The organism is Desulfobulbus elongatus DSM 2908, from assembly GCF_000621145.1.
Taxonomy (GTDB): domain Bacteria; phylum Desulfobacterota; class Desulfobulbia; order Desulfobulbales; family Desulfobulbaceae; genus Desulfobulbus; species Desulfobulbus elongatus.
Map to the genome: position 1 here is coordinate 111879 of NZ_JHZB01000004.1, position 16341 is coordinate 128219.

Consider the following 16341-nt stretch of genomic DNA (forward strand, 5'->3'; position numbering starts at 1 on the left):
AAGCCACCATGCGCATCATTCAAGACAAAATCAATGAAGCCGTCTCCACCATCATGGCCTACGGTGGCCACGGCATCCGCAATTGTGTCCAGTGCGGCGCCTGTTCGGCGGTCTGTCCCGGCGTCCGTGCCGGTTTTCCGCTGCTCTGCCGCAACCTGATCCGCCACCTGCTCAACGGGGAACTGGAGGAAATCATCGAAGATGCGTCGAGTTGGGGCTGCCAGGCCTGCAACCGCTGCACCGAGGTCTGTCCGCAGGGCGTGCGGCCGCAGGAGGTGGTGTTCGCCTTCCGCCGCTACCAGGCCAACCAGCTGGCCTTCTCCACCTCGTCGGTCACCAGCCAGATGAACCTGTTCGAGACCGGCCATGCCGTCTACACCGACCCCACGGAGGCGAGGAAAAAGGTCGGGCTGCCGGAGAAAACGCCGACCTCGGCCTTCGACGACCAGGCCAAGCAGGAAATCCAGACCCTGATCAACAACAGCCCCATGGGCGAGTTGGGACTTTTTTAAGGTGAGGTGCCATTCATGGAAAAAATAGGTTTATATCTCGGATGCAACATTCCGCTCAAGGCTCCGGACATCGAACAGTCGTTCCGCAAGGTCTTTCCGGCCCTGGGCATCGAACCGGTGGACCTGCAGGGTGCGTCCTGCTGTCCGGCCTGGGGCACGGCCCCGTCGTTCGACCTCAACACCTGGTGCGCCCTGTCCAGCCGCAACCTCACCATCGCCGAGGCGCAGGGCGTGGACATCATGACCGGCTGCAACTCCTGCTTCGGCGTCCTGTCCGAGGCCAAACACTTCATGGAGGACAAGGACCGGCGCAAGGCGGTCAACCAGAGCCTCGCGGCAATCAACCGTGAATACAGGGGAACGGCGGACGTCTACCATGTCGCCCATGTCCTCCATCGCAAGGTGGGTGCCGAAAAGATCCGGGAAAAACTGAAATATTCCCTCGACGCCCTCAAGATCGCGGTGCAGACCGGCTGCCACGCCCTCTGGCCCACCGACGTCTACAAGGTCACCGAGAACAACCCGTACTATCCCACCATGCTCCGCGAGCTGTGCGAGGCCACCGGGGCGACGGTGCCCCATTACTCCCGCCTGGAAGGCTGTTGCGGCATGGGCGGCATGCGCTCCACCGACGCGGAGAAATCGCTCAAGCTGTTCCGGGAGAAACTGCTCTCGATCAAGGAGGAGACCGATGCCGACATGATCGTCACCACCTGCTCCTCCTGCTTCCTCCAGTTCGACATGTCCCAGCCGATCCTCAAGGAGCGCGGCCTGATCGATTTCGACCCGATCCCGGCCTTCTACTATACCCAGCTGCTCGCCCTGGCCATGGGCTTCAATCCTGGCCAGGTGGCCGCAATCTCGCAGATCGACCGCGGGCCGATCATCGGCGAAATCCAAAGCGAAAAACGTCTGATCAAGGAGGTGGCCTGATGTCCTTCACACCCAATATCGTCGGCTTTGCCTGTCAGTGGTGCACCTATGCCGGCGCCGATCTCGCCGGCAACCTGCGCGCCAAATACCCGCCCTCGATCAAGCTGATCAAGGTGCCCTGCTCCGGCCGGGTCGAGCCGGAATACATCATGGAGGCCTTTGCCAACGGCGCCGACGGCGTCCTGGTCGGCGGCTGCCATTTCGGCGATTGCCACTACAAGAGCGGCAACTACAAGACCGCCAACCGGATGAAAATCCTGTCGCAACTGCTGGAGGATTCCGGCTTCGACCGCAACCGCTTCCGCCTGGAATGGATCTCCGGCGCCGAGGGCTACCGGTTCGCCGAGGTGGTCGATGCCTTCACCAAAGAGTTGCAGGAACTGGGTCCCAACCCGCTCAAAGGAGGAAACGGTCATGGCAGATAAACTGAAAACCGCCTTCCTGCTCGCCGGCGGCTGCGCCGGTTGCGAGATGAGCGTCGTCGACCTCTCCGAGGCCCTGGTCGACGCCCTGGGTTCGCTGGAAATCGTCTTTTGGGCTCCGACCGTGGCCGACGTCAAGTACAAGGACCTGGAGGACATGCCCGACAAGTTCATCGACCTGGCCTTTGTCGACGGCATGATCCGCAACAGCGAGAACCTGCACACGGTCAAGGTGCTGCGCCAGAAGTCGAAGGTGCTGGTGGCCTTCGGCGCCTGCGCCTCCCTGGGCGGCATCGCCGCCATGGGCGACCTGCACACCAAGGAGGAACTGTTCCGGCAGGCCTACAAGACCTCGTTTTCCACCGACAATCCCGACGGTGTCTATCCCACCCCGGAATACCTGCTCGACGGCAAGTACAACCTGACCATCCCCACCTTCCTCGACAACTGCTCGACCATCGACCAGGTGGTGGGCGTGGATTACTACGTCGGCGGCTGTCCGCCCCATCCCTCCTTTGTCGGCCATCTGGTCGGCGCCATCCTCTCCGGCAAGCTGCCGCCGGCGGGGTCCTGGCTGACCGGCGGCAAGGCGGTGTGCGACGCCTGCAAGCGCAATCCGGCGATAACCGGCCAGGAACGGCTGCCGGTGGGCGAGATCAAGCGGACCGTCGACGACCGGCCCGATCCGGACAAGTGCCTGCTCCAGCAGGGCTACATGTGCTTCGGCCCGGTGACCCAGGGCGACTGCGGCGGCTCCTGCCTCAACGTCAACATCCCCTGCCGCGGCTGCGGCGGCCCGATCCCCGGCATCAAGGATTTCGGCGCCCGCTGCGTCTCCATGCTCGCCTCGAGCATGGCGGACGAGGAGGTGGCGGCCCAGTTCATCGAGAAATACAACAACATGGCCAAGCTGGTCTACCGCTACAGCCACACGGTCTCGAAGCTCAACCACCGCATCGCCGAACACAAGGAGGCTGGAGCACGTCAGGATGTCTGAACGAACAACCGGGGAGGTCTGTTCATGGGTATCTTTGAAGCGCTGAAGAACACATTCGGCTTTGGCCCCGCGCCAAGCGCGCCGGTTACGACTGCAAGGAGCAGCTCTATGAAAAAAATCGAAATCAATCCGATCACCCGTCTCGAGGGGCATGGCAAAATCGCCATCTTCCTCGACGACAACGGCAATGTCGACGACGCCTTTTTCCAGACCGTCGAATTCCGGGGCTTTGAAAAATTTCTCCAGGGCATGCCCATGGAGGAGGTGCCCCGCACCGTGTCCACGGTCTGCGGCGTCTGCCGCGGCGTCCATTTCACCGCCTCGATGAAGGCCTCGGACGGCGTCTTCGGTGTGACGCCGCCGCCGGCCGGGCGCAAGCTGCGCGAACTCTTTTTCAACGCCCATTACGTCGAGGACCATTCGGTCATCCTCTATGCCCTGGGCTTTCCCGATTTCGTGGTCGGGCCCGAGGCCAATCCGGCCGAGCGCAACGTGGTCGGCCTGATCAACGCGGTGGGCGCCGCGACCGGCAAAGAGGTCCTGCGCCGCCGCAGCCTGGCGGTCAAGATCTTCGAGATGCTGGGCGGCAAGCCCAACCATCCGGTGGCGGCCATCCCCGGCGGCTGGTCCAAGCAGCTGACCGAGGAAGAGCGCAAACAGATCGAGGCCTGGTCCGAGGAACTGGTGGGCCTGGGCGAACTGACCCTCAAGGTCTTCGACGACGTGGTGCTGCAAAACGACACGTACATGCAGCTGGTCACCGGCGATATGTACAAGGTCGAGGTCGGTTACATGGGCACGGTGGATGACCAGGACCGGATCACCTACTACGACGGCACCCAGAAGGTGATCGACAGCCAGGGCGCGGTGGTCGGCACCTTCAAGGGCAAGGAGTATCTCGATTTCATTTCCGAGCGGGTCCAGCCCTGGACGTACCTCAAGTTCCCCTACCAGAAGAAGCTCGGCGCCTGGAAGGGCATCGTCGAGGGACCGGGCACCAACATCTACTCCGTCGGTCCGCTGGCCAGGATGAACGTGGTCAAGTCCATGGACACGCCCAAGGCCCAGGAGCATTTCGAGAAGTTCCACGCCACCTTCGGCGCCCGGCCGGTGCACCATATCCTCGCCTATCACTGGGCCCGGGCCATCGAATTGCTCAACGCCGCCGAAAAGTGCCTGGAACTCTCCCGCGACCCGGAGATCACCAGCAAGGAAACCTGGAACAAACCGACCTCCTGTCCGGGCGAGGGCGTGGGCATCATCGAGGCGCCGCGCGGCACCCTGATCCACCACTATCTCACCGATGGCAAGGGTATCGTCACCGACGCCAACCTGATCGTGGCCACCACCCACAACAACGCCCCGATCAACCTGGCGGTGAAAAAGGCGGCCAAGCATTTCATCAAGAACGGCAACGTGTCCCAGGGCATGCTCAACTACGTGGAAATGGCCTTTCGACCCTACGATCTCTGCCTGGCCTGCGCCACCCACACGGTGACCGGCGGCCAGTCGCCGCTGGAGGTCGAGATCTTCGACAGCAATGGCGGCCTGTACAAGACCCTGAAAAATTTTTAAGGTAGTGAACGGAGAGTTTGGCGGTCGGTGGTCCGTGGTCGATCCCGGCGGGCTTTCGGTCGCCCGACCTCATCCCCCTCTGTTTCACTTCCCCGGGCCGGGAGGGGCGTTGGCCTCTTCCGGCCTTTTCCTTCGATGATGGGACTGACATGAAAAAATGCGTGGTGATCGGCATTGGCAACCCTTATCTCCAGGACGACCGCGCCGGCGTGGTGGTGGTCGAGCAACTCGAGCAGGGCGGCCTGGCCTGCCAGACCGAGGTGGTCTACACGGTGGGGTTCGAGGTGATGGACAAGGTCCGGGGCTACGAGCGGGCGATCATCGTCGATGCCTGCAAGCTGGGCAACGAGCCGGGTTCCATTCTCGACGTGAGCGTGGACGATATCTTCACCACCCACGCCCTGGTCAACTCGCATGCCATCACCTTGGGCACGACCCTGAAAACGGGCTATGTCTGCTTTCCCGAGGAGATGCCCGCCGAGATCCGCATCTTGCTGATCGAGGTCAAGGAAATCAAGGAGTTCACCCAGCAGATGTCGTCCGAGGTCGAGCGGGCCGTGGCCGAGGTGGTGGCGCGGATCAGGGGCATGGTGGCGGCCATGACCTGAATGGATTCATGCCATCAGGGTGTTAGTTGTGTGAATAGGGGTTGACGCAACAAAAAAAAATTCCTCGTCATTTCTTGGCCCATTGGTAGCGTTTTGGGTCCAAAGAGAGCAGATGTCCGCGCATCGCGTCTTGCTTGTCTGAATCAAGCCGTCGGAAAATGCTTTTTAACTCATTGTCAACCTGTGATTCCTCGAAACCCCGCTCTACGGCCCTGCCATACCACGTTTTGCCCTGCTCGCAGTTGCCTTGCTCGTAATACACGGCCCCCAGAAGCGTACACGGACGAAAGTCGCGAGGCGTCAATTCGTGCGCCCGATGGCCAAGTTCAAGTGCTGTATCGAATGCACGTAAATCGCGTTTTGCGCCACCGCGCGTTGTATAAAGTGCCGATTGCAATTTTGTACCCTTGAGCCTCGAAATCTCAATTTTGCCAAGAAGTTGTTCTGCCTGTTGGGGTTTGTCACATTTGCGGAAATGTGAACTCGCATTGACTGCTTGCCATGGATCACCTGTTCGCTTGAACTCTGCGGCCAAATATTTTGCTTCGATAAGATGATAGCGTTTTGCTAACTCTTCTGTCAGATAACAATCATAGGTATCGTCGTCTTGAGTTGACAGCCAGAGGAACTCCTCTGCTGAAATCCGAGATCCCTTGTCGAGGTTGCGCAACAAGCCCATAAGCTTGGGGTAGTTTTTAGGATCGATAAATGCATCCAGCCCGTATTGCCGCCGTAATTCGCGCTCACGGATTTTAGCCTGATAACGTGGGCCTTCCATCCGCGCCCGCTGCTCTTCCATCCGCGCGCGTTGCTCCGCCTCGTATCGCTCATGTCGCGCACGATCTTGACGTTCCCGTTCCGCTTCCTCAGCCTCGGCGAGGAATTTGATCCGGCATGCCTCTTTCTCCGCCGCTGCCCGCCTTTCGTCCTGTTCTTCGCGAGCCAGCGGAAGATAGTCCACAAAAGCGAGCTCTCCAGCCGCCAAGCGATGGAGCGCATGAAAACCTCTGTGATGCAAAAACTTCAGAAGCACGGTGGAAAGTTTTCCATTGGTTTCGAGTTTCTCGAGAATAATTGCGAACCGTCCGCCAGGATGAACAGCGTTTTCAATATCATCCATGAGATATTTGTTCGCCGTATTCAGTAAAATATCTCTGCTCATTTTCGATCTTAGAAGAAGTCTCCAGATTAGGTGTTCCGCTTATTCCTCAAAATAAACATCTCTTCTCCCCCGCTGAGAGCAGAGTGGCAGACAATATTTTTAATTATGGCAGGTTTCAGGCTTTCAGCCCAGCAGAATTGGGGTCGAGAAAAATCATGCTCCAGAACGATTACGACTTTGCCCGCTGACGCATCGCCGGTGATGACAAACGGACGCGGTTGCGCTACGCTGGCCCGGTTTGCTTCACACAGGAGGAATGCCGTGGCCAACGCACCAGCACCGTACCGGATTGCCGATTTGCAGGATCTCGCTCTGGAATTGCGCCGTTTTGCCGGCGAGCGCGACTGGGATGCCGCCCATACCCCGAAAAATCTGGCCTCGGCCCTGATCGTCGAGGCGGCTGAGCTGCTGGAGCACTTCCAGTGGCTGAGCCAGGAGGAGAGCCGCAACCTGCCGTCGGCCACCAGGGCCGAAGTGGCCCACGAAATCGCCGACGTCCTCATTTATCTGACCCGCCTGGCCGATCAGCTGGGCATCGACATGCTGGCCGCGGCGGCGGAGAAGATGGCGCTCAATGCGCAGAAATATCCCGCCATTTCGCCGCGCTGAGTCCACCCGCCCATGGATGCCCGCGCCGCGCTGGCGTTTTTCCTGCCGGACCAGCCCGTCGTTTCTATTGAGCCGCTGGGCCAGGGCAACGTCAACGACACCTGGCGGGTGACGCTGGCCGGCGGCGGGCGCCTGGTCCTGCAACGGCTCCATCCCCATGTGTTCCCAGATGTGGCGGCGGTGATGGCCAATGTCCGGCTGGTGACCGCCCATCTTGCCCGCGCCGCCGCGTCCGGCCTCGCCTTTTTCCGGCTGGTGGCCGCCCCCGACGGCCGGGATCACTGCATCGATGCCGCCGGCTGCTGCTGGCGGCTGCTGACCCACATCGATGGCACCCGCACCCTGGCCAGCCTAGTGACTCCGGCCCAGGCCGAGGCGGTCGGCGATCTGCTGGGTGCCTTTCATCTCCTGACCGCCGATCTCGATCCCGATCTCCTGGCCGACCCGCTGCCCGACTTCCACGTCACGCCCCGCTATCTGGCGCACTACGATGCGATTTGCCGGAAACACTCCCGGACCAACGACAAACGGGAAACCTTTTGCCGCGAGATCGTCGCAACCCTGCGACCGACGGCGACGTTCCTCGAAAATGCACGGGGCCAACTCAGCCGGCGGGTGATCCACGGCGATCCCAAGGCAGCTAATTTCCTTTTTGCCGCCGAGACAGACCGGGCGGTGAGCCTGATCGACTTCGACACCGTCAAGCCGGGCCTGGTGCTCCACGACCTGGGCGACTGCCTCCGCTCCTGCTGCAACCGTGTGGGCGAGCATGGGGCCGACCCGGAGGCTATCGTCTTCGACCCGGACATGTTCCAGGCCCTGATGAGCGGCTATCTGCGCCGGGCCGCCCATCTGCTGGTACCGGCGGACCGGGAGCTGCTGGTGGTGGCAGCCGCTCTGATCAGCTTCGAACTCGGCCTGCGCTTTTTCACCGACCACCTGGAGGGCGACCGCTATTTCAAGGTCAGCCGGCACGGGGACAACCTGCACCGGGCCCTGGTCCAGTTCCATCTCAATCGTTCGATCTGCTGGCAGCGGGGCGATCTCGAGCGGCGGCTGGCCGGTCTGCTGCCCTGATCGGTACCGATTCCGTCGGTGAATGGACCGGAACCGCGGTCCAGACCGGTCTTGCAATTGTCCACCGGGCAGGCTATAGCTGTGCGCACGCTGTCACCGCCTTGCAGGCGGACCACGGCCGCCGGTCCGGAACGTCCCGGCCGGTTACTTTTTCGCGAGGACACCATGATCATCAGTCAAGGCAGCACCGTGGCCATTACCTACACCCTGACCCTGGACGGCGGCGAAACCGTGGAATCCAACGTGGGCACTGAACCGCTCACCTTCGTTCAGGGCGAGGAGCAGCTCATTTTCGGCCTGGAGCAGGCCCTGGAAGGGAAAAAGGCCGGGGACTCGTTCAAGGTGAGCGTCGCGCCCGAGGACGGCTACGGCGCGGTCATCGAGGAGGCGCTGATCGAGGTGCCGCTGACGCAACTGCCCGAGGAAGCGCGGCAACCGGGCGCGGCGCTCACCGCCGTCGGCCCGCAGGGACAGGAGTTGCAGGGTGTGGTGACCGAGGTCGGCGCGACCACCGCCACCATCGACTTCAACCATCCCCTGGCCGGCGAGGTCCTCCATTTCGAGATCACCATCCTCAGTGTCGAGTAAGTTCAACGCGTCGCTTCTGCCATGACCGCTGCCTCTCCCTTTACCCTGCTGGGCCGCTCCAGCGAGTGCAAGGCCCGGTACGGCGAGCTGGCCACCCTTCATGGCACCGTGGCCACGCCGGTGTTCATGCCGGTGGGCACCCAGGCCACGGTCAAGGCAATGACCCCGCAGAGCCTGGTCGATATCGGCGCCCAGATCATCCTCGGCAACACCTACCACCTCTACATCCGGCCCGGCCACGAGCTGATCCGCACCTTCGGCGGCCTGCACCGGTTCATGCACTGGGACCGGCCCATTCTCACCGATTCCGGCGGGTTCCAGATCTTCAGCCTCCAGGAACTGGCCAAGATCACCGAGGAGGGGGCGGCCTTCCGCTCCCATCTCGACGGTTCCCGGCTGTTCCTCAGCCCCGAGGATGCGGTCCGCGTCCAGGAGGCGCTCGGCGCGGACATCATGATGGCGCTGGACACCTGTATCCCCTATCCGGCGAGCCGCGACGAGGCGGCCAGGGCCACCGACCTGACCGCCCGCTGGGCCAGGCGATGCCGGGCCGTGCAGAGCGAAACCGGCCAGCACCTGTTCGGCATCGTCCAGGGCGGCATGTACCCGGATCTGCGCCTGGAGGCGATCGAGCAACTGGTGGAGATCGGTTTCGATGGCTATGCCCTGGGCGGGCTGTCGGTGGGCGAGCCCAAGGAACTGATGCACGAACTGCTGGCCGTCACCGCCGATCGACTGCCGGCTGGCCATGCCCGCTATCTCATGGGCGTGGGCACGCCGGAGGACCTGGTCGAAGGGGTGTACCACGGCATCGACATGTTTGACTGCGTCATGCCCACGCGCAACGCCCGCAATGGAATGCTCTTTACTTCGCAGGGCAGACTTGTTATAAAAAACGCCTGTTTTCAGCAGGACCAGCGACCGGTGGACGAAACCTGCGGCTGCTACACCTGCCGCCACTTCTCGCGCGCCTATCTGCGCCACCTGTTCCAGAGCCGCGAGATCCTGGCCTATCAACTGAACAGCATCCACAACCTGCACTACTACTGCACGTTGATGGCCGAGATGCGGGAGGCGATCCGGGCGGACCGGTTTCTTGCCTTCCGCCATGCCTTTTATCAGCAACGGGCCGAACCGTCGGCCGAACATCAAGTTGAACCGGAGGAACGTACATGAGTGGAGTTGCCTGGGCCGCCGACGCGGCGGCACCTGCGGGAATGGCGAGCATTGCCCAATTCGTGCCGCTGATTCTCATTTTTATCGTTTTTTATTTTCTGCTCATCCGGCCGCAGCAGAAAAAGGCCAAGGAGCACCAGAACTACCTGGCCAACCTGAAAAAGGGCGACCGGGTAATCACGGGCGGCGGCATCCACGGGGTGATCGCCGGCCTGACCGACACGGTCGTCACCCTGGAAGTCGCCGAGAACGTGCGGATCAAGGTGAGCCGCAGCGCCATCGCCGGTTCGGCCGCCGAGGCCGAAAAGCAGGCCCCGGCCAAGAGCGGTGGCTGAAGGCTCGGTGGTTGCAACTGATTTTCATCGTGCATGAAAACGACCTGACATTGTGCGCTGCCTCCGGCTGGTGATCGCGTCCCGGCGGATCGCTCCGGGCAGGTGGAATCCAATAGGGCTGTTTGATGGCCGCAGAACCGAACTTTCGGTTGTGCGGCCTTTTTTGTCGGGGGATATCCGATGCGTCAGCTGGTGTACAGCGGTTCGACCGGCGATCACCCGGTGCTGATCACCGACGAGGACGGTGTCCGCAGCCTGCGTTTCGGCACCGAGGAGCGCCAGACCAGCATCGACCTGCGTCGGCCCTGGGAACTGCAGCTTGCCTATACCCAGTGGATGGCGGCCGCGCTGCTGCTCCATCCCCGGCCGGAATCCTTTCTCGTCGTCGGTCTGGGAGGCGGCGCCCTGCCGCATTTCCTGCTTCACCATCACCCCGGGGCCCGGATTGATGTCGTGGAAAAAGAGCGGCTGGTGATCGAACTGGCCCACCGCGCCTTCCGGCTGCCGCAGGAGGCAGCAGGGCTTCGGGTCGTCCATCGGGATGCGCTGTCGTTCCTCCGGGCCGATGCCCCCGCCAGCTATCATATCGCCTTTCTCGACATCTTCGGACCGGGGTGCATGGCGCCGGTTTTGTTCGATCCTGCCCTGTATCGACAGCTCCTGGCCCGTTTGCATCCCGGAGGCGTGCTGGCGGTGAATCTGTGGAGCGGCGAGCGGCCGCTGTACGAGCAGGCCGTGCGCGCGGCCTGGGAAGGATGCGCCGGCCGGCTGCTGCGGATGCAGGTCAGCAAGCGGAGCAACGCCGTCCTGCTGGGCTTTGCCGGCGATATTCCCTGGGCGGCGATCAAGAAGGCGCGGAAACGCGGCGCCGAGTTCCGCCAGCGCTACGGCATCGATTTCGTGCCCTTCCTCAAGCGGTTGCGCCGGACCAACCGCTCGTCATCCCTGCTGGCGCGTCTCTTCGGTTGACCCGGCCCGGCCGTCCACCGCCTGTCCCTGCCGAATTCCCCGCTCCTCCATCATCTGCGCAAGTTGCCGGCTGAGTTCTGCGGCCAGGCAGTGCCATTGCGGCGCCACCAGCAGGTCGGGATGGGCCGTGGCCCAGAGTCGATGCAGGGTGATGCGGGACGGAATGCGGGGGAGCAGGCCGAGGAGCAGTTCGAGGTAGTCGTCCCGGTCGAACACCGAAACCTGTCCCTGCCGGTAGAGATCGTGGAGCGGCGTGCCGGCGATGACCTGGAGATGGTGCAGTTTCAGGGCCTGGATGGGCAGGGCGCCGACGGTCCGGATGGTGGCCAGCATGTCCGCTTCGGTCTCCCCCGGAATGCCCAGCATGAGGTGGGCGCCGATCTCCAGGTTGGCCACGGCGCGCAGTTTGGCCACGGCGGCGAGGAAATCGGCGAAACTGTGGTTGCGGTTGAGCAGGGCAAGGCTCTGGGCATGGATGGATTGCAGGCCCAGTTCGACCAGGCAGGTCTTGCCGCAGTCCCGCACCAGGCGCGCCAGGGCGGCGGGCAGATCGGCGGCGATGGCGTCGGGGCGGGTGGACAGGATCAGTCCCAGACAGTCCGGGTCGGCGAGGACCTGGGCCAGTTTGGGACTGAGTTGGCTGGTGGCCAGGGTCGTGGGGGTTTCCTGCTGGAAATAGGCGAGGTAGTGGCGAAACCGGCCCTTGAGCAGAAGCCGTTTGCCTCGGCGGATCTGCTGGTCGAGGCTGTCGGAGGGGCGCAGGGAAAGGGGCGTGAAGCTGGCCGGCCGGCAGAAGAGGCAGCCGCCCCGGCTCCGGTTGGGGCAGGGACGGCCCAGGTCGAGCGGGATCTTGCCGATGGCCTGGCCGTACCGTTCGCGGCAGTCGATGCTGAAGGTGCGGATGCGCGGCCGGTCCGCGATCAAGGGGGTGGAACGGTCCTTGACCTCCACGGCGGCGGCCGGCATCGCTCAGGAGGAGGGAGCCACCAGCGGGTCCGGCCGGTCGATCACCCGATAATAGCGCTCGCCGGCGCAGGCCCGGCAGAGCGTGCGACCGTTGTGTTCCTGCTCGCGGCAATCCTGGACCCAGTCGCCGCACCGGTCGCACTGGACCCGGCGCAGCGGGCGGCCCGGCAGGGCGCATGCCGGAATCTCCACCTCGACCTCCTGAAAGGTGAACAGCTCGTCCAGGGGCATGACCTTGTAGGCCTGCAATTGGCGTTGGTATTTGTCCGCCACGTCCGGACAATAGCTTTCGGCCAAGGCTCTGGCCTCCTCGCGGGCCACGGCCCGGACGGCGCGGCGGCTGTCCAGGTTGACGAAGGTGGCCGCCATGACGCCGAAATCGAGCCAGCGCAGCGAGCGTTTACCCAGGCTGCACCCGGTGACCGACTGGATAGCGTCGGTGGCGCAACGGTCGATTTCGACCAGGACGTAGAGTTTTTTCCGGTCCGCGCCCTTGGGATCGGCAATGCCGATCCGCTCCAGGGCGGCCATGGTCATGCGCACGCCGATCACCTGGCCGGCGCAGATATGGCCGTGAATGCGCGCCGATTCAGCCAACAACTGTTCAAATGATTCCATTTCTCGCCGTCACAAAAGGTCAGGGGGGCCGATGCCGTGAGCCCTTCGCCCGCCGGTCCGCATGAAGCTGGAAGGGCCGGGCGGACGAGACCGCACCTTACCCGTGGCGGTTCCCCCTGTCAATCGGCAGTCGCGCGCAGGTCCTTGATCAGCAGGGGCAGGGGATGGGCAATGGCATCGAACAATTCCCGGCAAAAACCGCAGCGGTCGCACCGGCTGTCGCATTGGGAGAGCATGTTGGCAAAGTCGAACGACAGCAGGCTGTTGTCGACATGGAGACGATCGGCCAGCCAGGCCATGGCATCCAGCAGGTCGAGCAGGTTGCCGTCGTACCGCCGGCGGCGGTAGGCGGTGATGGCGTTGATCAGGAAATCGGGTCCCAGGGTGCGGCCGCAGAGTTTGATGGTGTCCACGTGGTAGAGGTAGAGATCGATGTCCTCCGGCCGGATGAAGGGCGATTGCAGCAACCGGTACGGTTGTTCGTCCAGAAGCCGCATGCAGCCGATGTCGCAGTTGAGGTGGCGGGTCTGGTCCCGGCCCTCCATGTTGGCCAGGGCGATGTAGGCATCGTGGGAGAGCTTGAAGGGGCAATAGGGCAGGCAGCCCTCGTTGGCCAGCACCTCGAGCTTGAGGCCGGGGACACTCCGGCGGATGGTCAGGCAGATCCGGGCCAGCTCGTCCAGGTCGCGGTTGAGGGAGCGGTCGAGGATGACCTTGCCGGGGAGCCTGAAGCCGGTTTCGCCGATATAGGCCAGTTGCGCCTCGATCTTGCGCACGGAGTCCAGCATGGTGTTGACGCTGGGCACCGCTTCCAGTTGGGTGGCGATTTCCGGGGCATGGTCGGCGATGACCTGGAGCAGGTAATGATCGCAGTAGACGATGCCGTCGATCACTCCACGGTCCAGACAGTGGTCCAGACTGCGAAGGAGCGGTTCGATGACGCCGTGGTCGGTCAGTAGATCGGGGGCATAGAAGCGGCTGTTGAGCAGGGCGTATTTCCTCGGTCCGCGCAGCCGCTCGAGCCCGGCAATGATGGCCGCCTGGACGATGACCGGTTCGATCCGGATACGGCTGTCGAGGGCCCGGCTGTGCAGCAGGCTGAAGTGGACGCTGTCCAGGTCGGCGACGCAGTGACCGAGGAAATCGATGTATCTGCCCTCCGGGAGAAAGGGGACATTGAGAAAAGGTTTCATGCGGACTCTATCTGTTTGCGTAGCAGGGCGTGCGGCTCAATGGTTGCCAGGGGCGGTTCGGTCTGCAGGAGCACCCGCCTGCCCGGATTCGCCCGCTGCGCCGGCGTGCCGTCTTCCAGGCGGATGGCGCTGACTGTCGCCGTTTCCGGCTCAATGGTCCGGCCCAGATATTCCACCCGGTCGCCAACGGCAATCGCATGCCGCGTCTCGATCAGGAAGGGTGTGGCGGCGCGGATGATGCCGACCGGCACAAACCTCTGTTCGAATCTCATTCTATCATACAACATGTCGCCGGATGAAGGGCTGGCGGCGAAAAAGTTTTCTGTTCGGCCCCGGGTGCCGATCTTGCTCAATTCCTTGTGAAAAGCTTCGGGGAGCACGAGGCTAACTGGCGATTGGCCGGAAAAAAGTTGTTCCCGGATCCAGTCGAGGGCCAACCGGTACAGCCGCACCACCGCCCCCACGTAGCCCGCCGATTTCATCCGTCCTTCGATCTTGACCGCGTCGACGCCGGCATCGATCAGGAGCGGGAGCCGGTCCAGCAGGCACAGGTCGCGGGAATTGAAAATATAGGTGCCGTGCTGGTCTTCCTCAACCGGAAAATATTGGCCCGGCCGTTTTTCCTCGACCACAGCGTAGGCATAGCGGCAGGGATGGGCGCAATCGCCCTGGTTGGCGTTGCGGCCGGTGAGGTACTGGCTGAGCAGGCAGCGTCCCGAATAGGAAATGCACAGCGCGCCGTGGACGAACACTTCCAGCTCGATGGGGGTCGCGGCCCGTATGGCCCGGATCTCGGCCAGACCGAGCTCGCGGGCGAGATTGAGGCGTCGCACCCCCTGTTCGGCCCAGAAACGGGCGCTGGCGGTGTTGGTCACGTTGGCCTGGGTGGACAGGTGCAGCGACAGCTCGGGGACAAGCCGCCGCGCGGTGGCGAGGATGCCGGGGTCGCCGACGATGCAGCCGTCGATGCCGATGTGCCGCAGCAGCAGCAAATAGGGCTCCAGGTGTTCCAGGTCGCGGTTGTGGGCAAAGATGTTCACCGTGACATAGACCTTGACGCCGCGCTCATGGGCGTAGGCCACCGCCCACCGCAGGCCGTCCTCGTCGAAATTGGCGGCGCGGGCGCGGAGGCTGAACGCCTTGCCGCCCAGATACACGGCGTCGGCGCCGTAATGGACGGCGGTGATCAGTTTTTCGGCATTGCCGGCCGGGGCCAGCAGTTCGGGCAGGCGTGGGCCGGACTGGCCGGCGGGGAAAGTGGTCATGGCCATGGGTGCGCAACAAGATGGGAAAGAAGAGAGGGGGGGCGGGGCAATGGGCCGCCCGCCGGGAAAGCGGGAAGAACACGCACAAGGGGAACGGTGTCCCCGGCGGCGGGGCGGCGTGAAGGCCGCGTATTTGCCGCGCCGGGAGTTTTCTGCGGATGTTCGAGGATTGCCGCAGGTGGAGATAGTGCTTGCCCCGGGTTGTTCACTGATATATTATTGACGGAATACCGCCGCGTTGCTCCACGATTCGAGTCAAGCGCCCTTGACGGGCAAGGAGATCCCATGCTGAAAAAAAGTTATTCCAGAACCGGAGCTGTCTGCCGTGTCACCTTCAAGTACGAAAACGAAGAACTGGCGGAAACCGCCGTGGTGGCGGGCGAGTTCAACGGCTGGTCGTTGCGGGAGACGCCCATGAAGAAGCTCAAGGACGGCAGCTTTTCCGCCACGCTCTCCCTGCCGACCGGCCGGTCCTACTGCTTTCGCTATGTGCTCGACGGTGGTGTCTGGGTCAACGACAGCGAGGCGGACGGGTACTCCCCCAACGAATACGGCGAAGCCAACTCGGTGCTGGTCCTCTAAGGCCGTTCGGCGGCGGCATGCCGGTAGGCCGCCTTAAAAACAGTCGCCCAGCCCGGTCTTGTGGTATTCGTTTTTCAGCGCCACATAGCGCCGCCACGAGGCCTGCATCTCCAGAAGCTGGGCGTCGCTGACCTCCCTGACCACCTTTGCCGGCGTCCCCATGATCAGGGAACGGGGAGGAAAGCGCTTGCCCGGCGTCACCACCGAACCGGCTCCGACGATCGACTCGTTGCCGATGACCGCGCCGTCGAGGATGATCGCGCCCATGCCGATCAGGCAGAGGTCGCCCACCGTGCAGCCGTGGAGAATGGCCCGGTGGCCGACGGTGACATCGCAGCCGATGATGGTCGGATGGCCGTCGCGGTCGTCCCGGTCCGCCCCTTCGTGCTGGGTGATATGGAGCAGGGAGAGGTCCTGGATGTTGGTCCGGGCGCCGATGCGGATGCGGTGGACATCGCCCCGGCAGATGACCCCGAACCAGAGCGATACATCCTCGCCCAGAATCACGTCGCCGATCAGGGTGGCGTTGGGGGCGACCCAGCCGCCCTTGCCGACCTGGGGCTGATACTCTCGGTATGGCACTATCATGGTTTCTCCTCTCTGAAGGGCGCATGCCGCCGGGCAGCCGGCCGGGCACTCCACCCGATCACATCTGTTGTTTCGTCCTCATTTCCTCGCCGGACCGAATACCGGGTCCGGCCTTCCGTCCCGCCCGGCCCGGAGGAAGGGCGACGCCAGCGTCCTTAATACAACT

The 16341-nt window shown here is 63.1% G+C and carries 19 protein-coding genes; 13 read left to right on the forward strand and 6 right to left on the reverse strand.

The genetic code is table 11. The features are described from left to right. The first annotated feature begins 8 nt into the window (after positions 1–8). From Q362_RS0103435 to Q362_RS18910, 6 genes are all read left to right on the forward strand, one after another. Positions 9–512, forward strand: a complete 504-nt coding sequence (locus tag Q362_RS0103435; protein WP_028317549.1) for a 4Fe-4S dicluster domain-containing protein — start codon at positions 9–11, stop codon at positions 510–512. Between the two features lie 15 nt (positions 513–527). Beyond that, the gene (locus Q362_RS0103440) at positions 528–1445 is read left to right on the forward strand and encodes a CoB--CoM heterodisulfide reductase iron-sulfur subunit B family protein (RefSeq protein ID WP_028317550.1); all 918 of its coding nucleotides are present in this window, start codon (positions 528–530) and stop codon (positions 1443–1445) included. Further along, positions 1445–1870, forward strand: coding sequence for a hydrogenase iron-sulfur subunit (locus tag Q362_RS0103445; RefSeq protein WP_028317551.1), 426 nt, complete (start codon positions 1445–1447; stop codon positions 1868–1870). The genes Q362_RS0103440 and Q362_RS0103445 overlap by 1 nt, the downstream gene beginning before the upstream one ends. After that, positions 1860–2864: an NADH-quinone oxidoreductase subunit B family protein gene (locus tag Q362_RS0103450; RefSeq protein WP_028317552.1), complete on the forward strand. Its 1005-nt coding sequence runs from the start codon at positions 1860–1862 to the stop codon at positions 2862–2864. The genes Q362_RS0103445 and Q362_RS0103450 overlap by 11 nt, the downstream gene beginning before the upstream one ends. Before the next feature lie 108 nt (positions 2865–2972). Continuing rightward, on the forward strand, positions 2973–4439 hold the full coding sequence (locus Q362_RS0103455) for a Ni/Fe hydrogenase subunit alpha (RefSeq protein WP_028317553.1): 1467 nt from the start codon (positions 2973–2975) through the stop codon (positions 4437–4439). Between the two features lie 149 nt (positions 4440–4588). Next, a complete protein-coding gene (locus tag Q362_RS18910) occupies positions 4589–5047 on the forward strand; it encodes a hydrogenase maturation protease (protein ID WP_051553577.1) in 459 nt (152 codons plus the stop codon). Positions 5048–5114: 67 nt separating this feature from the next. On the opposite strand, the gene Q362_RS0103465 is transcribed toward Q362_RS18910, so the two are convergent. Continuing rightward, positions 5115–6209 carry a hypothetical protein gene (locus Q362_RS0103465; protein ID WP_028317554.1) on the reverse strand — a complete coding sequence of 365 codons (1095 nt, stop codon included), beginning with the start codon at positions 6207–6209 and terminating at the stop codon, positions 5115–5117. Between the two features lie 261 nt (positions 6210–6470). On the opposite strand from Q362_RS0103465, the gene Q362_RS0103470 reads away from it, so the two are divergent. From Q362_RS0103470 to Q362_RS21955, 6 genes are all read left to right on the forward strand, one after another. After that, positions 6471–6818: a nucleotide pyrophosphohydrolase gene (locus tag Q362_RS0103470; RefSeq protein WP_245590145.1), complete on the forward strand. Its 348-nt coding sequence runs from the start codon at positions 6471–6473 to the stop codon at positions 6816–6818. A gap of 12 nt (positions 6819–6830) precedes the next feature. Then, the gene (locus Q362_RS18915; RefSeq protein WP_035215416.1) at positions 6831–7895 is read left to right on the forward strand and encodes a phosphotransferase enzyme family protein; all 1065 of its coding nucleotides are present in this window, start codon (positions 6831–6833) and stop codon (positions 7893–7895) included. A 165-nt stretch (positions 7896–8060) separates the two neighbouring features. Then, on the forward strand, positions 8061–8483 hold the full coding sequence (locus tag Q362_RS18920; RefSeq protein ID WP_035215470.1) for an FKBP-type peptidyl-prolyl cis-trans isomerase: 423 nt from the start codon (positions 8061–8063) through the stop codon (positions 8481–8483). Between the two features lie 21 nt (positions 8484–8504). Continuing rightward, a complete protein-coding gene (tgt, locus tag Q362_RS0103485) occupies positions 8505–9659 on the forward strand; it encodes a tRNA guanosine(34) transglycosylase Tgt (protein ID WP_028317556.1) in 1155 nt (384 codons plus the stop codon). Further along, positions 9656–9994 (forward strand): preprotein translocase subunit YajC, encoded by a 339-nt coding sequence (gene yajC / locus Q362_RS0103490; protein ID WP_028317557.1) that lies wholly within the window; start codon positions 9656–9658, stop codon positions 9992–9994. Before tgt ends, yajC begins: the two co-directional genes overlap by 4 nt. A gap of 180 nt (positions 9995–10174) precedes the next feature. Continuing rightward, on the forward strand, positions 10175–10963 hold the full coding sequence (locus Q362_RS21955) for a spermine/spermidine synthase domain-containing protein (RefSeq protein WP_051553579.1): 789 nt from the start codon (positions 10175–10177) through the stop codon (positions 10961–10963). Here the strand turns inward: Q362_RS21955 and mnmL are convergent. The 4 genes from mnmL to Q362_RS0103515 all read right to left on the reverse strand — a co-directional run bounded on the left by mnmL (position 10934) and on the right by Q362_RS0103515 (position 15005). After that, positions 10934–11929: a tRNA modification radical SAM protein MnmL/YtqA gene (mnmL, locus tag Q362_RS0103500; RefSeq protein WP_028317558.1), complete on the reverse strand. Its 996-nt coding sequence runs from the start codon at positions 11927–11929 to the stop codon at positions 10934–10936. The two genes, Q362_RS21955 and mnmL, sit on opposite strands and share 30 nt — an antisense overlap. 3 nt (positions 11930–11932) lie before the next feature. Beyond that, the gene (locus Q362_RS0103505; RefSeq protein ID WP_028317559.1) at positions 11933–12547 is read right to left on the reverse strand and encodes an FmdE family protein; all 615 of its coding nucleotides are present in this window, start codon (positions 12545–12547) and stop codon (positions 11933–11935) included. Positions 12548–12666: 119 nt separating this feature from the next. After that, the gene (locus Q362_RS18930; RefSeq protein ID WP_051553582.1) at positions 12667–13740 is read right to left on the reverse strand and encodes a hypothetical protein; all 1074 of its coding nucleotides are present in this window, start codon (positions 13738–13740) and stop codon (positions 12667–12669) included. Continuing rightward, entirely contained in the window at positions 13737–15005 is a 1269-nt protein-coding gene (locus Q362_RS0103515; RefSeq protein ID WP_028317560.1) for a peptidase U32 family protein, read from the reverse strand. The genes Q362_RS18930 and Q362_RS0103515 overlap by 4 nt, the downstream gene beginning before the upstream one ends. 285 nt (positions 15006–15290) lie before the next feature. Between Q362_RS0103515 and Q362_RS0103520 the strand changes: the two genes are divergently transcribed. Further along, positions 15291–15587 carry an isoamylase early set domain-containing protein gene (locus Q362_RS0103520; protein ID WP_028317561.1) on the forward strand — a complete coding sequence of 99 codons (297 nt, stop codon included), beginning with the start codon at positions 15291–15293 and terminating at the stop codon, positions 15585–15587. 33 nt (positions 15588–15620) lie between these two features. Here the strand turns inward: Q362_RS0103520 and Q362_RS0103525 are convergent, their stop codons facing one another. Next, positions 15621–16175: a gamma carbonic anhydrase family protein gene (locus tag Q362_RS0103525; RefSeq protein WP_028317562.1), complete on the reverse strand. Its 555-nt coding sequence runs from the start codon at positions 16173–16175 to the stop codon at positions 15621–15623. Between the last annotated feature and the right edge of the window lie 166 nt (positions 16176–16341).